The sequence below is a fragment of the Actinomadura coerulea genome (assembly GCF_014208105.1).
Taxonomy (GTDB): Bacteria; Actinomycetota; Actinomycetes; order Streptosporangiales; family Streptosporangiaceae; genus Spirillospora; species Spirillospora coerulea.
The window spans coordinates 7595067-7617891 of sequence record NZ_JACHMQ010000001.1; the positions used below are offsets into that span (position 1 = coordinate 7595067).

Sequence of the window (22825 nt, forward strand, 5' to 3'; positions counted from 1 at the left end):
GATGGCGAACACTCTCCCGGGCAGCCCTGTTCGGGCGCCCGGCGGTGGAGAGAATCGTTGATCGGAACCGGCGTCGGGAGGGCGGCATGAGCAAGTCGAGCCGACTGGCCGTGCGGTACTTCGACGACCGCGTCCTGCTGACCGACAGCGCCGCGTGGGCGTACTTCCGGCTCCCCACGGTGTCCTACGAGTTCACGACCGGTGAGGAGCGCGAGGCGCTCGCCACCAACATCACCATCGCGCTGGCCGGCATCCGCATGCAGGACGCCGAGGTCCACCTGCGGATCGGGCACCGGACGTATCCCGCGGCGGAGTGGGCGCTGGCACTGGACGGGACGTCCGACGGCGGCCCCGGGTGGCGGGAGTACCTGGAGGAGACCTACGCCCACGTCTGGGCCAAGGACTTCTGGACCAAGGAGGTCTACCTCGGGGTGCGGCTCGGCCCGCGCGGCATGGGCGCGCAGCTGTCGGGCGGCGTCCTGGCGCAGCTCCTCAGGGTCTACAAGCGCAGCGAGAGCGCCCTCGGCGTGCACGACGACGCGGTCGACAAGAAGGAGATCGCGCGCTGGACCGACCAGGCCGACCGGGTCGGCCGCGCGCTCGGGGGGTCCGCCCTGTACGCCAGGCACGCCACCTCCACCGAGGTCGCGTGGCTGTTCCAGCACGCGGTGACGGGGGCGCTGGCCGACCCGCCGCCGTCCGCCGTCGCGCGCCGGACGTGGGGCAAGGGCGAGATCGAGTCGCTGGTGGAGGGCGCCATCCACAACGGGCGCTCCTACCTGCGGATCGAGCAGCCCAACTTCACCGGGGCGGGCGGAGGCGCCACGGCCGCGTCGTACGTCGCCTACCTGTCGTTCGCGCGGTTCCCCGACATGATGCCGTTCCCGGACGGCGAGCCCTGGCTCCACTACGCCGACGCGCTGCCGTTCCCCGTGGAGATCAGCGCGCGGATGAAGCTGATCCCGCCGGCGAAGGCGTCCAAGGACGTCTCGCGCAAGCTCGCGCACGCCCGCGACATGGACCAGCACATCCGGGAGGCGGGCGCGGAGGCGCCGATCGCGCTCGCGGAGCAGATCGACGCCGCCCGGATGCTGGAGCACGGCATCACCAAGGAGCGGCTGCCGTTCGTCTACGGGTGGCACCGGCTGATCGTGTCGGCGCCGACCGAGGAACTGCTCGCGCAGCGCGTGGACGCCGTCGTCGAGCACTACCGCGACATCGGCATCGACGTCGTCAACTCGACCGGCGACCAGTTCTCGCTGTTCCTGGAGTCGCTGCCCGGCGACCAGATCCGGCTGAACGCCTACGCGCAGCGCCAGCCGCTGCGCACCATCGCGGGCGGCATGCCGGTCGCGACCGTCGACCTCGGCGACCGCTCCGACGACGAGGGCGAGGGCTGGGTCGGCCCCTACATCGGCGAGACGCTCGGCCGGGCCCGCGCCATCGTGCACTTCGACCCGCTCGTCGCCGCGGCGCGCAACCGCCCGACGGCCGTGGCGATCACCGGGGAGCCCGGCGGCGGCAAGACCACGCTCGCGCTGCTGCTGATCTACCAGATGGCGCTGCGCGGCGTCACCATCGCCGCGATCGACCCCAAGGGCGACGCCGAGTCGCTCGTGGAGCTGCTCAAGGCGCGGGGCAGGAGGGCGCGCATCCTGCCGCTCGGCTCGGCGGCGCCCGGCCTGCTCGACCCGTTCTCCTTCGGCGACGACCTCGCCACCAAGAAGATGATGGCGACCGAGACGCTGCGGCTGCTGCTGCCGCGGATGTCGGAGGAGCGCGAGTCCGCGATGATCCAGGCGGTCGGCGCGGTCGCCAACGCCGAGCGGCCCTCGCTCGGACGCGTCGTCGACTACCTGGAGGGCGCCGACGACCCGGCGTCCAAGAACCTCGGCGCGGTGCTGCGCTCGATGTCGGAGATGCGGCTCGCGCGGCTGTGCTTCGACCCGTCCGGCGGCGAGCGCATCGACAGCGCCGGCTGGACGACCGTGTTCACGCTCGGCGGGCTCACCCTGCCGGACGTCACGATCCCGCGGGAGGACTACTCCTACGAGCAGCGCCTGTCGGTCGCGCTGATGTACCTGGTGTCGCAGTTCGCGCGGCGGCTGATGCACGGCCTCGACCGGCGGCTCCCGAAGGCCATCTTCCTGGACGAGGCGTGGGCGATCACCTCGACGCCCGAGGGCGCCAAGCTGGTGCCCGAGGTGTCGCGGATGGGGCGCTCCCGCAACACCGCGCTGATCCTGGTCTCCCAGAACGCGGGGGACCTGCTGAACGAGCAGGTGACGAACTGCCTGTCCTCGGTGTTCTCGTTCCGCTCCACCGAGCGGGTCGAGGTCGGCAACGTCATGTCCCTTCTCGGGGTCGAGGCGTCCGACGAGCACAAGGCCGTGCTGCGCAACCTCGGCAACGGCGAATGCATCTTCCGTGACCTCGACGGCCGAGCGGGGCGCATCGGCGTCGACCTGATCTCCGAGGAACTGCAGCGTTGGCTGGACACCAACCCGACCCGGTCCCGTCCGGGCACGTCCGAACTCGCCGCCGCGGGGGCCGAGGTCGAGGAGGTCTCCCGATGATGGGTTCCCGCGAGGGGGCGCGCCTCCAGCGCTCGCCCGGCGAAGGGCTCGACCGCAAGGCCCTGCGGCGCCCCCGGCGCCCGCGGCGCCGCCATGCGCCGCGCAGCCGCCGCTCGGTGCTGCTGCTGGTCGTCATGGCGCTGTTCATGCTGGGGCCGCTGTCGCCGGCGTCCGCGTCGGTCCCGCAGCTGCCGAACCCGCTGAACGACGCGTGCAGCCCGGCCGACCACCCCGCGCCCGAGCAGTACGGATCCGGGACGGACGGCATGATCAAGCCGCCCGAGTACCCGAACGAGAAGCTGCAGAAGACGCCCGTCGAGAAGCTCACCTACTACGACCGGTACGGCACCGCCGGGCAGACCTGGTACGCGGTCGACATGGGCTGCTCGGACGCGATGTCGATGATGGGCAACGCGATCGCGAACACCGTGTTCACCCTCGTCCGGACGATCGACCGGACGACGATCAGCGTCTACCAGGCGGCCGCGTCGGAGTCGCTGCTGACCTGGCTGAAGGACACCGTCGACGGGGTCATCACCAACATCGGCAAGACGTTCAACGCCCGCTACTGGTCGTGGGTGGTCATCCTCGGCGCGATGTGGCTGGCCTGGTGGGGGCTCGTCCGCAGGCGGGCGAGCAAGGTCACCGAGGGCGTGATCTGGATGGTCGCCGCGATGGTGGCGCTGACCTGGCTGATCACCCGGCCCGCGGACTTCACCACGCTCGGGACGAAGGTGTCCGAGGCGACCAGCGCCGCGTTCAGCGCCGCGCTGCCACCGAGCGATACCAAGGGCGGGACGTGCATCCCCGTCCCCGAGGGCAAGCCCGACCCGGCGACGTCGAAGGACATCGACGCGACGTCCCGCAACGCCAACGCGCTGTGGGTGGCGCTGGTCTGCAAGCCGTGGCTGCAGGGCGAGTTCGGCACCAGCGACCCCAACGCGAAGATCATCAAGCAGAACGCCGACAAGCTGCTCTGGTCGCAGGCGGTCGACCTCCCGGAGACCTACGGCACGAACAAGGTCGACCTGGGGAAGAAGTCCGACGCCTACAAGGACGTCACGAAGGACATCCACGACAACCATCCCCAGAACTACGCGCTCTTCCAGGGCAAGGACTGGCAGAACCGCCTGGGAGTGTCGCTCATCGCGCTGTTCGCGGCGCTGGTCGCGGGCCTGCTCATCCTGGTCATCGCGCTCGCGCTGATCGTCGTCAAGATCGCGTTCCTGCTGCTCCTCGTCGCGGGGCCGATCTTCCTCGGGATCGGCATCCATCCGGGCGTCGGACGCGTCGTCGCCATCCGCTGGCTCGAACTGCTGCTGTCCATGCTGCTGAAACAGGCGGCGCTCATCGGGGTGCTCTCGCTGCTGCTGTGGGCCTACAGCCTGATCCTCGGGGAGACGCTGCCCTGGGGTCTGCAGGTGGTGCTGATCGCGCTGGTGACGTTCGCGGCGTTCGTGTACCGCAAGCCGTTCCAGCACCTGTTCGCCTCCGTCGGCTACTCGGCGGTCGGGGCGCGCGGCAAGGGCGAGGCGGAACTCGACAAGTCGATCGCGGCGGCCCGCAAGAGCACCGAGGCGATGCCGCCGGTCGCCGCCTACCAGATGTTCCGCAAGGCCAAGAACGACCCGGCGATGGCCGCCGCCCTCGCCGGCGGCGTGACGGGCGGCGTGGTGGCGGGCACGGTGGCCGCGGCCGACCGGTCGGCGCCCGGCGCGGGCGCGGAGCAGTCGCCCGAGGACGCGCCGGTGCTCGCGGCCAAGCCGCGCGGCGCGGGCGCCGCGGCGGCGCAGGGGCGGTCCAGGCGCGGTGCTCCTCCGCTGAACCTGCCGACCAGGGCGGGCGCGCTCGGCGACCGCCGCACGGACGGCGCCAGGGCGGCGGCCGCCAAGCCCGGCGGCGTCACCGTCGCGAAGGGCGACGGTGAGGACGCCGGAGGCGGTGGCGGAAGCGGAAGCGGAAGCGGTAAGGGCACCCTCCGCCCGACGTCCTGGACGGGCCGCGGCGGCACCGGCGGCGGTGTCTCCGGCGGAGGCGGTTCGGGCGGCGGAGGCGGTTCGGGCGGCAGCGGCGGTTCGGGCGGCGGTTCGGGCGGCGGTTCGGGTGGTTCCGGCGGTTCGGGCGGCTCCGGCGGTGGCGGCGGAGGCTGGTTCGGCGGAGGCGGCGGACGCTCGTCCGGTTCCGCGGCCCGCGGCCGCGGGCGCTCGGGCGGCGGTTCGGCCGGTTCCGGTGGTTCCGGCGGCGGCGGCTGGTTCGGCGGCGGCAGCGGCGGCTCGGGCGGCGGTTCCGGCGGCGGTTCCGGGAACGTCCCCCGGCAGCGCGGCCGCAGCGGTGGAGGCGGGGGCGCGAGGCCCTCGCGTCCCGAGCCCGGCGGGCGGCAGGCGCCCCCGCCGCTGTGGGGCAGGGGCGGCTCCAACGCCAGCCCGCCGATCCCGTTCTGGCTGCGTCCGGTGGACCGCCGGTCGGGTGAGTCGGACCGGGACGAGTGATGAACCTGAACGACCGGCGGCGCAAGCTGCTGTTCGCGGGTCTCGTCGTGCTCCTCGCGGCGGTCGGCGTCTACCTGACGGTGGCCTCGCCTTCGGGCGGGTCCGATGACGAGCCGCGGGCCCGCCCGAGCGCGGCGGCGTCGCAGGGGCCGCAGGCCCCCGCGTCGCCCCCGCCGGGGATCCAGAGCACCGTCGACCCGAACGACTTCGACGTCTACCGGCTGCTGCCGTTCTCCCGGCAGGAGTTCGCCACGGCGGCCGACCTGGCGCAGCGGTTCGTGGCCGCCTACGGGACGTACCGCTACGACGAGGCCCCCCAGACCTACGTGGCGCGCTTCGCCGGCCTGACCACCTCCGACCTCGGGCAGCGGCTCGGCCAGGGCGTGGCGACGCCCGGGATGGTGGAGGAGCGCCGCCGCGAGCAGCTCGTCGCGCAGGGCACGGCGTCCCTCGACCGGGTCCGCGACATCGAGAACAACTCGATCATCTTCCTGGTGACCGGCCGGCAGCAGGTCACCAAGGGCGGGCGGACCAGCAGCGACAGCAAGCAGTACGCGGTGACCGTGGCGAGGGACGGCGGTTCGCTGCGGGTCTACTCGTTCGAGCCGGCGGACGCCGGACAGGCGGGTGACACGGGATGAGTCCGCGAAGGTTGCTGCTCGTCGGCGCTCTCGGCGTCGCCGCGGTGATGTTCGTGGCGCTGGTCTTCGTGCCGATCCTGTTCGGCGCGAGCCAGTTCCTGTTCGGCGGCGGGATCGGCGGTGGCGGCGGCTGCGTGAACGTCGCCGGCGCCGGCGCGCAGCCCGCGGCGGCCGCCGACGCGAAGTCCGTCCCCGTCGACTACCTGAAGCTGTACCAGGAGGCGGGCAGGAAGTACGGCATCCCCTGGAACGTCCTGGCGGGCGTCGGCAAGGTCGAGACCGACCACGGCCGGTCGACGATGCCGGGCGTCTCCAGCGGGGAGAACTACGCGGGCGCGGGCGGCCCCATGCAGTTCCTGGACGCGACGTTCAGGGCGTTCGCGGTGGACGGCGACAAGGACGGCAAGAAGGACCGCTACGACCCGGCGGACGCCATCCCGACGGCCGCCGCCTACCTCAAGCACAACGGCGCCCCGGAGCGCATGCGCACCGCGATCTTCCAGTACAACCACTCGTGGGACTACGTGGACCTCGTCCTGGACTGGGCGAAGCGCTACGTCGGCGGCGACTTCAAGCCCGTCCAGGCGAACGGGATCAACTGCGAGGACAACGAGCTGCCCGCCAACGTCGGCGCCCTCGTCAAGACGATCATCGCGTTCGCGATGGCGCAGCGCGGCAAGCCGTACGTGTTCGGGGCGAACGGCCCGGACGCCTACGACTGCTCCAGCCTGATCCAGGCCGCCTACCGGCAGGTCGGGCTGAACCTCCCGCGCACGACGTTCGAGCAGTGGCCGTTCGGCGTGAAGATCGCCAAGGGCAAGGAGCAGCCCGGCGACCTGGTGTTCTTCAACTCCGGCCCCGGGACCTCGGCCGACAACCCCGGCCATGTCGGGATGGTCATCGGCGGCGGCAAGATGATCGTGGCGAGCTGCTCGGCGTGCGTGCCCGCGATCGGCGTGAAGACCTACAAGAAGCCGAACTGGATCGGGGTGACCCGCCCGCTCGCGCGGCCGGACTTCAAGAAGAAGGTGTCCGAACTGGCCGCCCGGCAGTAGCCGCCCGGTAGTAGCCGCCCGGTGGTAGCCGCCCGGATCAGCGGAACCGGCGCCCGCCCACGACGAGCAGGATCTCGCGCAGCGCGTCGGCGGCGGCCCGCGCGTCCTCCGGCGGCACCCGGGCCAGGACCTCCTCGTGCGCCGCCCCGGACGGCGGGCCTGAACCGGCGAGAATCGTCGGCCGCGCGTGGCATGCTGATCGGCGTGGACTCCGAGATAACGATCCGCGTCGCCGACGAGCTGCTGATGTTCCTGCCCGCCACCCGGCGGGAGTCCCCGGCACGGGTCCCCTACGACGGAACCTCGACGCTGGGGCACCTCGTGGAGTCGCTGGGCGTTCCCCTGCCCGAGGCGGGTCCGATGACCGCCGACGGCGAGCCCGCCGGGCCCGCCACCCGTCCCCGCGCCGGGGCGGAGGTCCATGTGGCCGCGGTCCCGCGCCCCCAGCCCGTCCCGCTGGACCCGGGCCAGGTCGCTCCCCGCTTCCTCCTGGACGTCCACCTCGGCACGCTGGCCCGGCGCATGCGCCTGCTCGGCCTCGACACCGCCTACCACAACGACATGGACGACCCGGCGCTGGTCGTCCAGGCCAACGAGGAGGGCCGCGTCCTGCTCACGCAGGACCGCGGCCTCCTGCGCCGCCGCGCGCTGTGGTTCGGCGCCTACGTCCGCGGCTCGCGCCCCGACGACCAGCTCCGCGACCTGCTCGACCGCTTCGCGCCCGTCCTGCGCCCGTGGACGCGCTGCACCGCCTGCAACGGCGAGCTCGTCCCGGTCGACAAGCAGGAGATCGAGCGCGAGCTCCGGTCGGGCACACGCCGCAGCTACGACGTCTACGGCCGCTGCGCGGGATGCGGGCAGGTGTACTGGCGCGGGGCGCACGGCGACCATCTGGAGGAGATCGTCCGCGACGCGACGCGTCTGGTCGACTCCCTCCGGCAGAACGGAACCGGCCGGGCCGGCGCCGCGGTCTGATCAGGAGAACGGAGAGGAGCTGGTCGCGATCGAACTCGTGGTGGTGGGGGCGGCGATCCTCGCGAACGGGCGGCTGCTGGCCGCCCAGCGCGCCGAGCCGCCGCACATGGCGGGCGGCTGGGAGCTCCCCGGCGGCAAGGTCGACCCCGGAGAGTCGGACGAGGACGCCCTGGTACGCGAGTGCCACGAGGAACTGGCCGTGAAGGTCCGCCTCGTCCGCCGCGTAGGCGGCGACTGGCGCCTCAGCGAGCGCGCCCTCCTCCGCGTCTGGACGGCCGAACTACTAGAGGGCGAGCCCCGGCCCCTGGAGCACCTGGAACTCCGCTGGCTGGCCCCCTCCGAGCTCCACACCGTCCCCTGGCTCCCCGGCGACCGCCCGGTAATAGACCTCCTAGCCGCCCAAGGCCTCACCTAGCTGAGCCTGGCCACAGACGCGCTGACCTCAGCCACCTCCGCGACCCCGCAACGACCTCATGGTTGCGATCGCGTCCGAAGGCAGGTTCGAGCGAAGCGAGAACCTGATCGCGCAGCGAGCCGCCGGGCGAGACGGAGCGATGCCAGCGATCGCCCAGCTTTTCGACGATGGAGGGCCGCCCAGGCCCGAAGGAGGAGAGAAAGCTAAATCCTGTTCGCGCCGGCGTAGTCGGAGCGGTCGGAGAGTTTGGAGATTTTGACCACGTCGCCGGTCTGGGGGGCGTGGAGGTACTTGCCGTCTCCCAGGTAGATGCCCATGTGGTGCAGGTTGCTGCCGAAGTACACCAGGTCGCCGGAGCGGAGGGCGCCGCGGGGGATCTTCGTTCCCATGGCGAACAGGTCGCCGGTGTAGTGGGGGAGGCCGGGCTTGCCGACCTGGGCGTAGGCCCAGACGACGAGGCCGGAGCAGTCGAAGCTGCTCGGTCCGGCGGCGGCCCAGACGTAGGGGGAGCCGAGCTTGGTGAGGGCCTTGCGGGCCATCTTGGCGGGCAGGCCGGAGCCCTTGACGGTGGCGGTGAGGCCGGTGCGCGGGTCGCTCGCGTGGGTGGTGGTCAGCTTGTCGAGGCGCTTCATCACCTCGGAGACCTTGGTCTTGGCCGCCTCGCGCGCCTGCTTGGCGTCGTCCCAGGCCTTCTTGACCTGCGCGGTCTTCGCCTTCGCGGTGCGCTCCGCGGCGTCGGCCTGGTCGATCTGCTTCTTCAGGGCGAGGACGGCGGTGGCCTGGCTCTGCGCCAGGTAGGCGCGGTCGGACAGGCCCTCGGCGGAGGCGCCGGAGCCGAAGAGGACGTCGGGGCCGCCGGCCATGTAGTTCGCGGCGGCCAGGCTGCCGAGCTTCTGGCGGGCGGGCTCGGCGAGGGCGCGCAGCCGCTCGGCCTCCTTGGTGGCGTCCCGCTCGGCCTTGCGGGCCTTGGTGAACTCCACGCGGGCCTTGTTGAACTTCTCCGTGAGGATCTCGGCCTCTTCGTTCAGCGCGTCGAGGCTTTTGCGCAGGCCCTTCTCCGTCGTCGGCGTGGGGCTCGGCGCCGAGGGCGCGGAGGCCGGCCGGAACGGCTGGGCGGCGTGGGCGAGGTCCGGCGCGGTGGCGCCGAGGCCGATCAGGAGCAGGGTGGCGGTGGCGGTGGGCAGAACGCGACGCCGCCGGTGGGAATCCGGAGCCAAGCCGGTGCTCTCCTCTCCTCGTACGCCTACCGGGTTAGCTGACGGGTTTGGGCCAGGAGTCGCCCTACGACGAGCGTCGATTCACCCCGAGGGTGGTGGGTCCCCGGTTCTCCCGCGGGAGATTCGGCGTCCCGGCCGCAGTCCCTGGGGGCGGAACTCCAGACGACCGGATCTCGGGCAGATTACAAAGGATGCGCAAAGTTGGCCAATCGAGGTCCGTGTGACGAGTGGTACGAACGACTCGGAGTGGGTGGTACGCCCGGCCAAGTAGAATGGGACCGGCCGCACGTCTGCGGCGACTCCCGAACTCTCACGCAAGGCGAACCCGCATGCCCATCTCCACGCGCGACGACCTCCGTAACGTCGCGATCGTCGCCCACGTCGACCATGGCAAGACGACGCTGGTCGACGCCATGCTCTGGCAGTCCGGGGCCTTCCGCGAGAACCAGGACGTCGACGACCGCGTGCTCGACTCCAACGACCTGGAGCGCGAGAAGGGGATCACGATCCTCGCGAAGAACACCGCGGTCCTGCACAACGGCCTGACGATCAACATCATCGACACCCCGGGGCACGCCGACTTCGGCGGCGAGGTCGAGCGCGGCCTGTCCATGGTGGACGGCGTCGTCCTGCTGGTGGACGCCAGCGAGGGCCCGCTCCCGCAGACCCGGTTCGTGCTGCGCAAGGCACTCGCCGCGCGGCTGCCGGTGATCCTGGTCGTGAACAAGACCGACCGCCCCGACGCGCGCATCGACGAGGTCGTGGACGAGACCTACGAGCTGTTCATGGACCTCGACGCCGACGAGGGCCAGATCGACTTCCCGATCGTGTACGCGTCCGGCCGCGCCGGGCGGGCCTCGCTCGACAAGCCCGCCGACGGCGCCATGCCCGGCAGCGACGACCTGGAGCCGCTGTTCAAGGTCATCACCGAGACGATCCCCGCGCCGGCCTACGACCCGGACGGCCCGCTCCAGGCGCACGTGACGAACCTGGACGCCTCCAGCTACCTCGGCCGGATCGCGCTGTGCCGGGTGCACGCCGGCACGATCAAGAAGGGCCAGCAGGTCGCCTGGTGCCGGCGCGACGGTAGCGTCGAGCGGGTGAGGATCACCGAGCTGATGATGACGGAGGCGCTCACCCGCAAGCCCGCGGACGAGGCCGGGCCCGGCGACATCATCGCGATCGCCGGCATCCCCGACATCATGATCGGTGAGACCCTCGCCGACCCCGACGACCCGCGCCCGCTGCCGCTGATCACGGTGGACGAGCCGGCGATCTCCATGACGATCGGCACCAACACCGGGCCGATGGCGGGCCGCGAGAAGGGCACCAAGGTCACCGCCCGGATGGTCAAGGACCGGCTCGACCGCGAGCTCGTCGGCAACGTCTCGATCCGGGTGCTGCCGACCGAGCGCCCCGACGCCTGGGAGGTGCAGGGCCGCGGCGAGCTGGCCCTGGCGATCCTGGTCGAGAACATGCGCCGCGAGGGCTACGAGCTGACCGTCGGCAAGCCGCAGGTCGTCACGCGGGAGATCGACGGCAAGAAGCACGAGCCGGTCGAGCGGCTCACCGTCGACATCCCCGAGGAGCACCTCGGCGCCGTCACGCAGCTGATGGCGGTCCGCAAGGGCCGCATGGAGCACATGACCAACCACGGCACGGGCTGGATCCGGATGGAGTTCCTCGTCCCGGCCCGCGGCCTGATCGGGTTCCGCACCGAGTTCATGACCGAGACGCGCGGCACCGGCATGGCGCACCACGTCTTCGAGGACTACGAGCCCTGGTTCGGCGAGCTGCGCACCCGTCCGTCCGGCTCGCTCGTGGCCGACCGGTCCGGCGCCGCCACCGCCTACGCGATCACGAACCTCCAGGAGCGCGGGACGTTCTTCGTCGGCCCGACCACCGAGGTGTACGAGGGCATGATCGTCGGGGAGAACTCCCGCTCCGACGACATGGACGTCAACATCACCAAGGAGAAGAAGCTCACGAACATGCGGTCGTCCACCGGCGACGAGCTGGAGCGGCTCACCCCGCCCCGCCTCCTGTCGCTGGAGGAGGCCCTGGAGTTCTGCCGCGAGGACGAGTGCGTCGAGGTAACCCCGGCCGCCGTCCGCATCCGCAAGGTCGTCCTGGACGCCAAGGAGCGCGAGCGCACGCGCGCCCGCACCAAGCGCGCCGGCTGAGCACCGGAACCCGAAAGGGGCGGCCCCGCGGTTCTCGGAACCGCGGGGCCGCCCCCTTTCTCATGTACGTGCCGTTCAGTTCAGCTGGACGGTGCCCGTGACGTCGGCGGCCAGGCGGAGCTGGTCGCCGTCGCGGAGCGGGGCGTCCACGCCGCGGGGGAGCCGCTCGCCGTTGACGAACGTCCCGTTGGTGGAGCCCTCGTCGCGCACCCAGGCCGTCCCGGACGGGTCGAGCCACACCGTCGAGTGGCGCCGCGACACGTTGTCGTACTGCGTGAACGTGGCCGCCACCGGCGACTGGCCCGCGTCGCGGCCGAGCACCAGGTGCTGGCCGACCGACACCTTGAGCTCGCCCGTGGGGAACTGGACGCGCAGGACGGGCGTGCCCTTCTGCGGCAGCGGGCGCAGGCACGAGTCGCACTGCGCGGCGCCCGGGTTGGCCAGCACCGCCTCGCAGTACGGGCACATGAACGCCGTGCTGTCGGGTGCGGGCGACCGCTGCTGGCCCTGGTTGTGCTCGTGCGGCAGCAGCGTCGCCTCGCGGCCGTGCGGCAGTTGCGGCGCCTGGCCTCCGTGCTGCGGCTGGCCCCCGTGTTGCGGCTGGCCCCCGTGTTGCGGCTGACCGTACTGGGGCTGGCCGTGCTGCGGCTGCCCGTGCTGCGGCTGACCGTACTGGTGGTCGGCCGGGCCGGGCTGCGGGGCGCCGTACTGCTGGCCCCCCTGCTCCTGCGGGGCTCCGTACTGCTGCTGCGGCTGGTACTGGTCCTGCGGCTGCTGCTGGTAGGGGTCGGGCGCCGGCTGCTGCGGCTGCGGCGCGCCCCACTGGTCCTGGGGCTGCTGCGGTGCGCCCCACGGGTCCGCGGGGGGCTGCTGCTGCTGCGGCTGCCCGTACTGCGGCTGGCCGTGCTGGGGCTGGCCCTGCTGCGGCTGGCCGTACTGGGGCTGGCCGTGCTGGCCCTGCCCTTGCTGGTCATGGGACTGCTGGGGCATGGGCGGGCCCCAGGCGTCCGGCTGCTGCGGCTGCGGCGCGCCCCACTGGTCCTGGGGCTGCTGCGGTGCGCCCCACGGGTCCGCTGGAGGCTGCTGCTGCTGCGGCTGCCCGTACTGCGGTTGCCCCTGCTGCGGCTGGCCGTGCTGGGGCTGGCCATACTGCGGCTGCCCGTGCTGGCCCTGCCCGTGCTGCGGCTGGCCGTACTGGTGGTCGGCCGGGCCGGGCTGCGGGGCGCCGTACTGCTGGCCCCCCTGCTGCGGCCCCGGGGGCGGAGGTATCCGCTGCGGTTCGTACCCGCCCGGACCCTGCTGGTGAGCGCCGCCTCCGGCGCGCGCCAGGTTCGCCCCGCAGCTCATGCAGAGCAGATCGCCCGGCTGGAACGGTTCGTCGCAGACCGGACAGTTCAAGGTCGCCATGACACATCCCCCGAGCGCACCCCGGCGCGGTCGAGCCTCGACGTGAGGTGCTCCATGTCACCTCTTCGCGGGATCCCGATGTAGTACACCCGCTTTCCCTCCGGCCCTTCGTCCACGGACACCTGTACTCGGGGCCCTCTTCCTTCAGTGTCGCCGACGCCGGCCACTGCCCCGTACCGCTCGCGTCCCAGGGGGGACACCGGCACGACACGCTGGTTGGCCGACCCCCTCCAGAGTAGGGAGCCGTCCCCGGGGTGTCGCCCCCCAGGGTTGAGCCGGTCGACGTACGGCCCCGTGACCACGGCGTCACACATGTCCACGATCTCGCGCGTCACAGCGGCGCGCGAGAGCCGAGAGTAGACATATCCGCTGTAAACCAATATGTCCAACGCAATCGTCTCACGGTCGCGGGTCTCCCGCCACGCGCGGATCCCCCGCACCAGGGCCGCCAGCGCGGCCGGCTGCTGGAACGGTTCGCCGCCCGAGATGGTCACCCCGTCGACCGGTTCGGGAAGGGACGCGAGCCATCCTAGGACCGCCTCGACGGGGATCGCCCGGCCCGGGTCGGCGTCCCACGTGTCGCGGGACAGGCAGCCGTTGCAGTGCAGCGTGCAGCCCTGCGTCCAGATCCCCGCCCGCGTCCCGGGGCCGAGTGTGGTCACCGGGTAGTGCGCCTTGGCGAGCAGGAGCGTCTCGCCGGAGCCGTCTCCGGCCCCGGGGGAGCGGCCCGCGCTCACTGGAGGTCCAGGTGCACGATGCTGCCCTCGCGCCGGATACCCGTCACCGTGACCTTCTCGTCCGGGACGAGCTCCCGGTCGAACAGCGCGCGCGCCAGCGGGTTGACGAAGTGCGACTCCAGCGCCATGCCGATGCCGCGCCCGCCCTTGGCGAGCTCCTCCGTGCACCACTCGCGGAGCGTCTGCAGCGCGTCCCCCTTCACGGCGAGGACGAGCCGGTGCTCCTCGGTGACCCGCCGGCAGATGTTCGCGAACTGCAGGTCGAAGATCTTGTGCGCGGCCTCGCCGGAGATGAAGTCGAACACCACGATGTTGTCGCCGAACCGGTTGAGCAGCTCCGGCCGGTTCAGCACCGTCGTGAAGTGGTCGGCGACGGCGCCCTTGATGCGCTGCTCGACCTGCTCGTAGGACATGTCCGGTGTGATGTTCTGCACACGGTCGGGGGCCCCGTACCCGGCCCCGGCGCCGGCCGTCAGGTCGCGCCCCGGCACGAACATCCCGAGGTTGGAGGTGAAGATCAGGATCGACTCGGAGAAGTGCACGGTGTTGCCGCGCCCGTCGGTGAGCCGCCCGTCCTCAAGGATCTGCAGGAACTTGTCCAGGATCCGCGGGTGCGCCTTCTCGATCTCGTCGAAGAGGATCACCCGGAACGGGTCCTCCCGGACGGCGTTGGTGAGCTCGCCGCCGGCCTCGTGCCCCACGTACCCGGGCGGCGACCCGATCAGCCGGTCGCCGGAGCCCTCCCCGGAGAACTCGCTCATGTCGAAGCGCAGGTAGGCCGACTCGTCGCCGAAGACCAGCTCGGTGATCGCCTTGGCCAGCTCCGTCTTGCCGGTGCCGGTCGGGCCCGCGAAGAACAGCACCCCGCGCGGGCGGCTGCCGGACCTGGTCGCCTGCGCGCCCGACAGCCCGAGCACCGCCCGCTTGAGGATGTCCAGCGTCTTGGTGACCGCCTGCGGCTGCCCGATCACCCGCTCGGGGACGCGCTTCTCGCCGTCCAGCACCCGGCGCCGCAGGTGCCCGCGGCTCCACGGGTTGTCGAGCACGCCCAGCTTGTAGGTGCGGACCGCGTCGGGCAGGTCGGCGAGGTCGACGTTGCGCTCCTTCGCCAGCCGGGTCACCTCGATCATCGACTGGAGGGTCAGCCCGTCGGCCTGCTCGGCGAACGCGTCGCACGCCGCGGCCGCCACCTCGTCCGACCCGACGTCGCTCACCCCGAACGCGCGGGCCAGCAGCCGCGCGGTCTCCTGCCGGTCGCCGAGATGCGGGCGCGGGATCGTGATCTCGCGGATGTTCTCGTTGTCGGCCGTCAGCCACGGCGGCAGGTCGCCCGGCCGCTCCACCAGCCAGACGACCGGGTTGTACAGCGGCTTCGGCCGCGCCCCCGTGACCCGGACGGGACGCGCGCTGCGCGACAGCTTCGCGCAGAACCGGAAGAAGTCGCGCTCGGCCGGCTCCAGGTCCGTCGGGGTCCGGGCGATGCGCGACGCCGAGTCGATCACGAACGCGGCGCGGACGTTCTCCTGCGGACGGGCGACCGCGGCCAGATGCCGCGTCAGCCCCTCCAGCGACGGCTTCTCGTCCGCCTTGACCTTGCCGAGCAGCGACTCCGCCGCCGACGCCGCCTCGCCCCCGGACGGCTCGTTCGGGCCGGGGACGATCTGCAACCCGTCGACCGGGTCGTAGACGGCCATGAACGACGCGCCGCTGGAGCGCAGCGTCTCCCACAGCAGGGCCCGCAGCGGCAGCAGCACCGCCGGGCCCCCGTCCGGCGACGGCGCGAGGAAGCTGTCGTGCAGGTTGCCCGACAGGACGTACTGGGAGTGCACCGAGAGGGTCGCGTCGAGCTCCCGGATGAACGGCGGCCACCCCTGCAACCGCCCCCCGAGGGTCGGCGAATCAATGCTCATCTAGTCACTCCACTCCGTCCGAGCGCCCCCCGCACACCTCACGTGTGACGCTCGCGGGAGCGTTCGCGTTGGGCGGCACGGCCCCTAGTCTGCCGTGCCTCCGCCGAGACGGGCAGCTCACGCACTCCGGGCTCCAGCCGCCACGCCACGTCCGAGCGGATCCCCTCGCCGGCCAGGCGCTCGCGCGCCGCCTCGAACGCCTCGCACCACTCCCGTTCCCGCTCGACGTCCACCCGGCGGTCGTCCTCGCTCTCGGCGGGCCGCTCGCGCACCATCGAGGCGCGCACGTGCGCGGCGTCGTCCACGCGCATCCGCACGCTGTGGTCGGGCCAGGCGCCCTTCGTCAGCGTCACGGTGCCGTCCTCGGCCGTCAGCGTCTCGAACCCGGCCTGGACCTCGTACCCCATGTCCTCGAACGCGCCCGTGATGGAGTCGAGGACGTAGCGGCGCTCGGCCTCGGCCTGCTCGGCGGCGTCGCGCTCGGCCGCCCGCCGCCGCTCCTCGTCCCGCCGCTCGCGGGTGCGGCGGTTGGCGTCCTGGATCCGCAGCCGCACCTCCTGCAGGACGCCCTCCGCGTCGGCCGGCGTCGCGGCCCCGGCCAGCAGCCGCGCCGCCTCCGCGACCTCCCGCCGCTCCGCCTCCCCGGCGTCGGGCAGCAGCCGCGCCAGGATCTTCTCCAGGTGCTCGCGGACGTCGCCGGTGTGCGGCGGCGGTGGCGCGCCGCCGCCGGCCTCGGCCGTCAGCCCCTCGGCGGGGACGGCGAAGATCTGCGCGCCGACCTGGGCGGCGAGGTGCTCGGAGAGGCGCCGTTCGGCCTCGTCCAGGACGGGGTCGGTCGCGGCGCACCAGGCGGTCAGCTCCGCGGCCGACCGCTCGGCGGGGTCGAGCCGGCCGGGCAGCGGCACGTCCGCGCCGATCTTCGCGCGGGTCTCGGCGAGCGCGGCGATGCGCGCGTTGCGCTCCACCGTCTCGCGCAGCGCCCGCTCGTGCGTGCGGACCTCGGCGAGCGCCGCCGCCCGCGCCTCGGCGCGCCCGGCGGCGAGCGCGGCCAGCGCCTCCGCGCCGCGCCCGGCCAGGCCCGCGCCGTGCCCGAGCAGGCGGGTCATGCCGAGGCTGAGCACCACCGCCGCGTCCAGCGCGATGTCCGCGTCGATCCCGCTGCTCATGGGGTCCCTCCGATCGTCCGTGCCTGCCGCCAGTGGTGCAGCCGCACCCCGGCCGCGACGGCGTGCGCGGCGGGGACGGCGATGAGGACGAGGACCCACAGCAGGCTCGCGACGGACGTCACGGCCGCGAGCAGGAGAAGGAACAGGAGCAGCGGCAGCGTCGCGGCGGCGAGCACGCACCCGCAGCCGCGCCGTCCGGTTCGCCGCGCGGCGCCCGACATCGTCTGGGACGCCGTCGACAGTCCGCGGCCGCCCGCGCCGAGGATGCCCGACAGCATCGCCCACGGCCCGTGGGGGAGGTAGTCCGCGCCCTGCGCGCGCGCCGCGACGACCTCGCTGCCGCACTGCACCGCCCAGGCGAGCACGGACAGGACGGCCAGAACGCCGAAGGAGACGCCCGAAGAGGAGCTGTGCAGGCCGACCGATGCCGTGCCGTCGTCCTCGCCGCCGCCGAACAGCGACCCGATGACCCAGCTGCCCAGGAGCCAGAACAGCAGCAGCGGCGACGTCAGCGCGACGGCCTTCGCCATCGCCGGGCCGCGGCCGGCGAGCCGCTGCCGCTCGCGGTCGGCCCGGTGGGTGCGCAGCGCCTCGTCGCGCTGTTCGGCGGCGTGCCGCTCGCGCGTCAGCGACTCGCTCTCGGCCACGGCCTCGGGTGCGGCGCGCGCCACGGCGAGCAGCCGCAGCGGATCGTCGCCGGCCCCGTCCACCATCCAGGTGAACCACGGCACCGGTTCGGACACCGGCTCGCGGGCCCGGGCCGCGCCCTTGGCGATCAGCCGCGCGGTCTCCTCCGGCCGCGCTGCCAGCGCGAGCAGGGCGAGCAGCACGGCGGGCGGCTCCTCCGCGCCGGCCTCGGGCAGCCGGCCGGCGAGGCCCGGCGGCGAGGCGGCCTGCTCGCGCAGCCAGCGCGCCAGGTCGTTCCACGCCGACACGTGCGCGCGCCACTGGTCGTCGACCCGGGCCAGCTCCTCGCCGCCCGCGAAGCCGGCGAGCACGGGCAGCAGGCGGTGCTCCCACAGCGCCCGCCCGATGAGGCAGGCGGTGCGGTGGTCGGGATGGCGCCGGTCGGCGGCCAGGCCCGCCAGCCCGGGCAGGTCGGCGGCGGTGATCCGGCGGCCGAGGTAGTGCGGGGGCATCGCCGGATCCAGCCACCGCACGAGGTGCAGGAGCTTGACGTCGGACGGCAGCGTCGTCATGAGGTGGCCGTCGACGAGCGCGATGCGGCTGTCGTCGGGTATCTCCGCGAGCCAGTCCCGCAGGCTCCGCCACGCCTCGCCGGTCTCGCCCCGTCCGAAGAAGTACTGGGCGGCGTGGTCCCAGTTCTCGACGAGCGCGCGCGCCAGCTCGGTCCTGCCGGTGTAGCGCCGGCCCCTGAACGGCAGCCCGGTGCCCGCCGGGACGCTCTCCTCCGCGACCCGCGGTGAGCCGCCGTCCAGCCACTCCCGTACCTGCTCGCCCGTCCATCTCGCGCGCGGGTCGCGGGTCAGCAGCCCCTGGCAGAGCAGCCGGAGCCGCGGCTCGGGGACGTCGTCCGCGCTGACCGGCCGCGTCGCGAGATGGTCGACCACGACCGTCTCGCTCAGCCCCTGGAACGGCGGCCGGCCCGTCGCCAGCTCCCGGACGATCATGCCGAGCGACCACCAGTCGCGGGCCGGCGACACCTGGCCGGACAGCGACTCCGGCGCCGCGTAGGCCAGCGTCCGCGACGACGAGGCGAACACCACGCTCTGTTCGAGCACCCGGCTCAGCCCGAAGTCGGCGATCGCGAGGCGCAGCGGATCCCGGGCCAGCACCAGGACGTTCTCGGGCTTGAGGTCCCGGTGGACGATGCCGGCCCGGTGCAGCGCCCGCAGACCGCCGGCGAGCTGCGCGGCGATCTCGGCCACCGCCTCCTGCGGGAGCGGCCCCTCGTCCATCAGCGTCCGCAGGTTGCCGTCCGGCGCGTACGCGGCGACCTCGTAGTCGCGGCCGTCGGCGTGCCCGGTCTCCAGGATGCGCAGGACGTTCGGCGCCTGCAGCGCGGGCAGCTTCGCCCACACCTCCCGGTCGGCGCGGTACCCGCGGCGGAAGATCTTCACCACGAACTCGGCGCCGTCGTCGTCGCGCACCAGGAGCAGGTCGGACTCGGCGCCCTGCACGGGAAGCTCGGCGACCACGTCGTACCGCTCGCCGAGGACGGCCGGCAGCCGCATCAGCGGGTCCCCGGGACCGTGCCCCTCCCGCCGGGTCGCCGACGCCGGGCGCGGCCCGGGCACTCCCGCGTCCCGCCGCGTCGCCCCGGCGTCCCGCCGGGTGTCCCGCGGCGGGGCGCCATCGAACTCGCCCACAGCCGTCCCGTCTAGCCCTTGTCCTTGATGGCCCGAAGATACTCGCTGATCTTGAACTGGTTGACGACGAACTCCATGGCGATCCGGGTCGCGAACACTCCGAAGAGCCACGCGAACGGGGACCCGAGGAGCAGCATGAGGCCGAGCGCCGCGCTGTCGTCGAGCCACGCCATCCCGTACACCGCCATCAGCAGCGAGAACAGGGTGATCGGGATCAGCGCGAGCACGTAGAGGATCTTCACCACCCGCGTGGTGATCATGGTGTCGAAGTTGAGGTCGAACAGCGCCCCGAGCAGGTTCCTCTCGCCCGGCGGGCCGGGCGGAGGCGCCCACCCCTGCGGCGGGTCCTGGAAGCCCGAGGCAGGGCCGGGCGGGCGCGGGCCGGGGACGGAACCCGGGCCGGGGCCGGGGCCGGGGGGGAAGGGACCGGCAGGTCCGCCGGGCGGTGGACCGTAGGGCCCGCCAGGCCCGCCGGGCGCCTGCGGACGCGGAGGGTGACCAGGGTCCGGTGGGTTCGTCATCACCGTCGTCTCCAGTGTGGGGACCGCTACACGGAGACTCTAAAGCCTGGCCCCGTCCATCGCCGGAACCCGCCGCGCGACGATCCCGTATCGCGCGGGGGTCCGGTGCGGACGTGCGGGCCGGTGGCTCCAGGATGCTGGCACCACCGGCCCGCGACGGCGCGAGGCACGGCGCGGGACCGCGCCGGTGGTCAGGCGGCCGGAACGCCCGTGGCCGGCTGCGCGGAGCGCACCTCGGCCTGGTTGGGTTTGGCCGCCAGGCCCGGGAGGTCGGTGGTCGCGGCGCGCAGCCGGGCGATGCCCTCCGCCCCGAGGTCGCCCAGCATGATGTCGTAGGCCAGGTCGCGCACCGTGTCCATGCCGACGGCCGAGTGGAGCATCGCGCCGATGGTCTCGGTGAGCACCCGCTCGTAGGCCTCGAAGTTCACCGCCTCGGCCACCGCCGGGTTCCACTCCAGCTGGTCGCCCGCCGTGACGTGCAGCTGCAGTCCGCCGGTCACCGGGTCCACCTGGTCCAGGTCGATCTCGGCGGCGACGCGGCCGCGGGCCGCCGGCGTTCCGTCGTCGGTGAACAGCAGCGCCGGAACCGAGAAGGTGACCTGCTCGGCGGGCTTGCGCGGCCGGACGGCGTTGCCGCGCGGCACCGGCGGGACGTCGACGTGGTCGAGCTGCGACAGCATCCGGAACGTCGCCAGGCCGAGGATGCTGTTGATGGCCAGCGCCGTCGCCCGGGTCACCGTCTCCATCTCGCCGGGCTTGCGGGTGAGGTAGCCGCTGAACCCGTAGGCGATGATGCGGTCCCGGACGGGGGAGCGGAGGAAGATGCGCAGCCGGACCCCCGCGACGGGGAGCTCGAACTCGGTGTCGCCGTCGCCGGCCTCGGACCGGACGAAGCCGCCCTCCGACGGGGTCAGCTTGCCGGCGAGCGCCAGCGTCCCCTCGTTCCCGGCGCGGGTGAGGCTCAGGACGTAGAGGTCGCCGTCCAGCTCGGTGATCACTTCGTCGCCGAGGACGACGGCCAGGGCCCGGGCCGTCTCGTTCAGGCCGGCCAGGGTCCTGCGGGGCATCCGCAGCCGCAGCTGGTTCTGCGCCGTCACCCGCCCGCCGACGGTGTTCTCGACGTGCTCGACCTCCCGCTCGGCCTGCTTGCCGGTGTAGTTGCGCAGGCTGAACGCCAGGACCTCGTTGTCCGTGCGCACCCCGCAGGTGGCCTTCAGCGCCTTCTTGGCGCTGAGCGGATACGGGGTGTCCTGGCGGACGTACTTGGTCGCGTCCACGAACACGGGGACGTCGTCGTCGAAGAGGCGCCGGACGTAGAATTCTTCCTTGGTTTGCGCTGGCACTGTGCACCCTTCTCCGTGTCCTGCCACCGGCCGCGGACGGCCGGCGGTAACCTCGGCACCCGGCCGATACCGGCCAGGTGCGGCACCGGTCGCACCTGCCGGTGTCCACTCTTCAGTGATGACCGTTTCGGGGCAGGTCGGATCGGCAAGTACCAGAGGGCCGGACGGCGACCGCCGGCGAACCGGTTGACAAATAAAGCATGCGGCTCGCCCCGTCGCGTGGACAGTCATGCGTGACACACGGGGGCGGCACACTACAAAGGAGACCAGATGCACCAGTTGACCGATTACGTGCTGGCCGTTCGCACCACCGGTTCACCTCCGGCGATCGAAGGGGTCAAGTCGGTCGACCTTGTTCCGGGCGACGACGAGGACGTCATCGCCGCGACCATCGCCGGCCTGCGGGCCAGCGGCCTGACCGCGGCCGACTTCCGATCGCGCGTGATCTATCTCGCGCCCGAGGACCCGAGCTGCCTCGTGCCGTACGCGGCGCTGTGCGGCTTCGCCGGCCGCCGCGTCGACGCCTACGCCGGCGGCACCGTGCTGGAGTTCTCGCGCCTGGACCCGCAGGGGGAGGGCTTCCCCGACGCGGGCCGGCCGAACGGGTACCTGGAATGGGGCCAGGTCGGCGGCGAGGAGGGGGTCCTGCCGACCGTGCAGGTCGGCTCCGGCACCCAGCGGCTCGTGACCCCGGAGGCCGTGACCGTGATCCGGTACGCGGCGCGGCTGCGCATGGTCCCGCCGGACTCGGCCCGGGACGCGCTGGCCACGTTCGTGCTCGTCGCGGCGCTGCGGCGGCGGGCCGACGACCGGTTCCCCTACCTGTCCACGGGCGACGAGCCCGCTCCCGTCACCAAGGACGACCCGGCCCAGGGCATCGACCTGGAGAAGCTGCGGCGCGAGGCGGCCAAGTACCGCCAGGAGCTGCGGGCCGGGCGCCGCGGGGCCGACATGGTGCCGCCCGTCCCCGTCTCGCCGCACAACAAGCGGATCGCCGAGGCCAAGTCGGTGGACGTCCGGACGGTGCTGACGCGGCTCGGCTCCTCCTCCGACGACGGGAACCTGTGGCACTGCCCGCGTCCGAGCAGGCACAGCAACGGCGACCGGAACCCCTCGATGAAGGTCTACGGGGACAACCGCACCAGGTGCCACCGCTGCGACGCCGAGAAGGTCGGCCCGATCCGGCTGGTCATCGACGTCCTGGGGGTCACTCCGGACGAGGCCGCCAGCTTCATCCTGGACTCCGACCGCGTCGTGGACATGCGTCCAGCCTGAGCCGTCCCTGGCGGCCGGGGCCGCCGGGCAGGGGGAACCGATGGCCGATTCGCAGGACCGCGCGGACGTGGTGCTGCTGACCGTGGATGGAGAGCAGGTGGGCCACGTTCACCGCAGTGTCCTCGATCGGGTCGCCGAGATCGCCGGCAGGCTGGGCTGCCGCGACGCCGTCGCGCTGGCCTGCCCGCCGGTCACGTTCGACGGCTCCCGCATGCCCCGGCTGCGGCGCGACCTGGAGCAGGTCATCGCCTACGCCGAGGCGGCCCGGCAGACCGGCTGGGTTTTAGGCGATATCGCGGTCGCCCCCGGTGACCGGGCGGTTCCGGTGATGGACACCGCGCAGGGCAAGGTCTGGGCCCACCCCGTCCGCGGCTTCGAACTGCACGGGGAGGCCGGGGTGCGCCGGATCACGGAACTGGCCGAGATGCCGGGGACTCCGCGGCGCACCCCGCTGGCCCATCTCATCGCGCCGCTGGTCGAGGCCGCGGCGCGTGCGCGGGTGCTGGAGATCGGCGACGGCAAGCACGAGCGCGCCGTGCGCCAGGGCTGACACGCGAGGGGCGCCGCTCGCCGGGAACGGCGGGC

Annotated in this window: 18 protein-coding genes and 1 riboswitch; of the genes, 10 read left to right on the forward strand and 8 right to left on the reverse strand. The window is 73.0% G+C overall.

The genetic code is table 11. From position 1 onward, the window contains the following. The first annotated feature begins 86 nt into the window (after positions 1-86). The 6 genes from BKA00_RS35265 to BKA00_RS35290 all read left to right on the forward strand — a co-directional run bounded on the left by BKA00_RS35265 (position 87) and on the right by BKA00_RS35290 (position 8151). Complete coding sequence (locus tag BKA00_RS35265; RefSeq protein WP_185032463.1) at positions 87-2576, forward strand: ATP-binding protein; 2490 nt, start codon at positions 87-89, stop codon at positions 2574-2576. After that, positions 2573-5065: a type IV secretion system protein gene (locus BKA00_RS35270; protein WP_185032465.1), complete on the forward strand. Its 2493-nt coding sequence runs from the start codon at positions 2573-2575 to the stop codon at positions 5063-5065. Before BKA00_RS35265 ends, BKA00_RS35270 begins: the two co-directional genes overlap by 4 nt. Then, positions 5065-5706 carry a hypothetical protein gene (locus tag BKA00_RS35275; RefSeq protein WP_185032467.1) on the forward strand — a complete coding sequence of 214 codons (642 nt, stop codon included), beginning with the start codon at positions 5065-5067 and terminating at the stop codon, positions 5704-5706. The genes BKA00_RS35270 and BKA00_RS35275 overlap by 1 nt, the downstream gene beginning before the upstream one ends. Next, on the forward strand, positions 5703-6761 hold the full coding sequence (locus BKA00_RS35280; protein ID WP_185032469.1) for a C40 family peptidase: 1059 nt from the start codon (positions 5703-5705) through the stop codon (positions 6759-6761). The genes BKA00_RS35275 and BKA00_RS35280 overlap by 4 nt, the downstream gene beginning before the upstream one ends. 192 nt (positions 6762-6953) lie before the next feature. Further along, on the forward strand, positions 6954-7736 hold the full coding sequence (locus BKA00_RS35285; protein WP_185032471.1) for a Mut7-C RNAse domain-containing protein: 783 nt from the start codon (positions 6954-6956) through the stop codon (positions 7734-7736). Positions 7737-7764: 28 nt separating this feature from the next. Next, positions 7765-8151: an NUDIX domain-containing protein gene (locus BKA00_RS35290; protein ID WP_185035242.1), complete on the forward strand. Its 387-nt coding sequence runs from the start codon at positions 7765-7767 to the stop codon at positions 8149-8151. 203 nt (positions 8152-8354) lie between these two features. Here the strand turns inward: BKA00_RS35290 and BKA00_RS35295 are convergent, their stop codons facing one another. Next, entirely contained in the window at positions 8355-9368 is a 1014-nt protein-coding gene (locus tag BKA00_RS35295; RefSeq protein ID WP_185032473.1) for a C40 family peptidase, read from the reverse strand. 7 nt (positions 9369-9375) lie between these two features. Then, a riboswitch (cyclic di-AMP (ydaO/yuaA leader) is annotated at positions 9376-9507 on the reverse strand. 190 nt (positions 9508-9697) lie between these two features. Here BKA00_RS35295 and typA point away from each other — a divergent pair. Beyond that, positions 9698-11551 (forward strand): translational GTPase TypA, encoded by a 1854-nt coding sequence (typA, locus tag BKA00_RS35300; protein ID WP_185032475.1) that lies wholly within the window; start codon positions 9698-9700, stop codon positions 11549-11551. Positions 11552-11626: 75 nt separating this feature from the next. On the opposite strand, the gene BKA00_RS35305 is transcribed toward typA, so the two are convergent. Further along, a complete protein-coding gene (locus tag BKA00_RS35305) occupies positions 11627-12019 on the reverse strand; it encodes an FHA domain-containing protein (RefSeq protein ID WP_185032477.1) in 393 nt (130 codons plus the stop codon). Between the two features lie 51 nt (positions 12020-12070). Here BKA00_RS35305 and BKA00_RS35310 point away from each other — a divergent pair, with 51 nt between their 5' ends. Then, the gene (locus tag BKA00_RS35310; RefSeq protein WP_185032479.1) at positions 12071-13042 is read left to right on the forward strand and encodes a hypothetical protein; all 972 of its coding nucleotides are present in this window, start codon (positions 12071-12073) and stop codon (positions 13040-13042) included. Here BKA00_RS35310 and BKA00_RS35315 read toward each other — a convergent pair. From BKA00_RS35315 to BKA00_RS35340, 6 genes are all read right to left on the reverse strand, one after another. Next, on the reverse strand, positions 12946-13695 hold the full coding sequence (locus BKA00_RS35315) for a 4Fe-4S single cluster domain-containing protein (protein ID WP_185032481.1): 750 nt from the start codon (positions 13693-13695) through the stop codon (positions 12946-12948). The two genes, BKA00_RS35310 and BKA00_RS35315, sit on opposite strands and share 97 nt — an antisense overlap. Then, a complete protein-coding gene (locus tag BKA00_RS35320) occupies positions 13692-15605 on the reverse strand; it encodes an AAA family ATPase (RefSeq protein WP_185032483.1) in 1914 nt (637 codons plus the stop codon). Before BKA00_RS35320 ends, BKA00_RS35315 begins: the two co-directional genes overlap by 4 nt. A gap of 38 nt (positions 15606-15643) precedes the next feature. Beyond that, on the reverse strand, positions 15644-16771 hold the full coding sequence (locus tag BKA00_RS35325; RefSeq protein ID WP_185032485.1) for a response regulator receiver protein: 1128 nt from the start codon (positions 16769-16771) through the stop codon (positions 15644-15646). After that, positions 16768-19101: a protein kinase domain-containing protein gene (locus BKA00_RS35330; RefSeq protein WP_185032487.1), complete on the reverse strand. Its 2334-nt coding sequence runs from the start codon at positions 19099-19101 to the stop codon at positions 16768-16770. Before BKA00_RS35330 ends, BKA00_RS35325 begins: the two co-directional genes overlap by 4 nt. A gap of 11 nt (positions 19102-19112) precedes the next feature. Beyond that, positions 19113-19622 (reverse strand): DUF4282 domain-containing protein, encoded by a 510-nt coding sequence (locus BKA00_RS40185; RefSeq protein WP_189377169.1) that lies wholly within the window; start codon positions 19620-19622, stop codon positions 19113-19115. A gap of 191 nt (positions 19623-19813) precedes the next feature. Then, on the reverse strand, positions 19814-20965 hold the full coding sequence (locus BKA00_RS35340) for a hypothetical protein (protein ID WP_185032491.1): 1152 nt from the start codon (positions 20963-20965) through the stop codon (positions 19814-19816). Between the two features lie 270 nt (positions 20966-21235). Between BKA00_RS35340 and BKA00_RS35345 the strand changes: the two genes are divergently transcribed. Then, a complete protein-coding gene (locus BKA00_RS35345; protein WP_185032493.1) occupies positions 21236-22240 on the forward strand; it encodes a hypothetical protein in 1005 nt (334 codons plus the stop codon). A gap of 40 nt (positions 22241-22280) precedes the next feature. After that, a complete protein-coding gene (locus BKA00_RS35350) occupies positions 22281-22790 on the forward strand; it encodes a hypothetical protein (RefSeq protein ID WP_185032495.1) in 510 nt (169 codons plus the stop codon). The last annotated feature ends 35 nt before the right edge of the window (positions 22791-22825 follow it).

Coding starts and splice junctions, on each gene's coding strand:
- BKA00_RS35265 (WP_185032463.1), top strand. CDS start 87: ATGAGCAAGTCGAGCCGACTGGCCGTGCGGTACTTCGACGACCGCGTC.
- BKA00_RS35270 (WP_185032465.1), top strand. CDS start 2,573: ATGATGGGTTCCCGCGAGGGGGCGCGCCTCCAGCGCTCGCCCGGCGAA.
- BKA00_RS35275 (WP_185032467.1), top strand. CDS start 5,065: ATGAACCTGAACGACCGGCGGCGCAAGCTGCTGTTCGCGGGTCTCGTC.
- BKA00_RS35280 (WP_185032469.1), top strand. CDS start 5,703: ATGAGTCCGCGAAGGTTGCTGCTCGTCGGCGCTCTCGGCGTCGCCGCG.
- BKA00_RS35285 (WP_185032471.1), top strand. CDS start 6,954: ATGCTGATCGGCGTGGACTCCGAGATAACGATCCGCGTCGCCGACGAG.
- typA (WP_185032475.1), top strand. CDS start 9,698: ATGCCCATCTCCACGCGCGACGACCTCCGTAACGTCGCGATCGTCGCC.
- BKA00_RS35305 (WP_185032477.1), bottom strand. CDS start 12,019: ATGTGCCCGTACTGCGAGGCGGTGCTGGCCAACCCGGGCGCCGCGCAG.
- BKA00_RS35320 (WP_185032483.1), bottom strand. CDS start 15,605: ATGAGCATTGATTCGCCGACCCTCGGGGGGCGGTTGCAGGGGTGGCCG.
- BKA00_RS35325 (WP_185032485.1), bottom strand. CDS start 16,771: ATGAGCAGCGGGATCGACGCGGACATCGCGCTGGACGCGGCGGTGGTG.
- BKA00_RS40185 (WP_189377169.1), bottom strand. CDS start 19,622: ATGACGAACCCACCGGACCCTGGTCACCCTCCGCGTCCGCAGGCGCCC.
- BKA00_RS35345 (WP_185032493.1), top strand. CDS start 21,236: ATGCACCAGTTGACCGATTACGTGCTGGCCGTTCGCACCACCGGTTCA.
- BKA00_RS35350 (WP_185032495.1), top strand. CDS start 22,281: ATGGCCGATTCGCAGGACCGCGCGGACGTGGTGCTGCTGACCGTGGAT.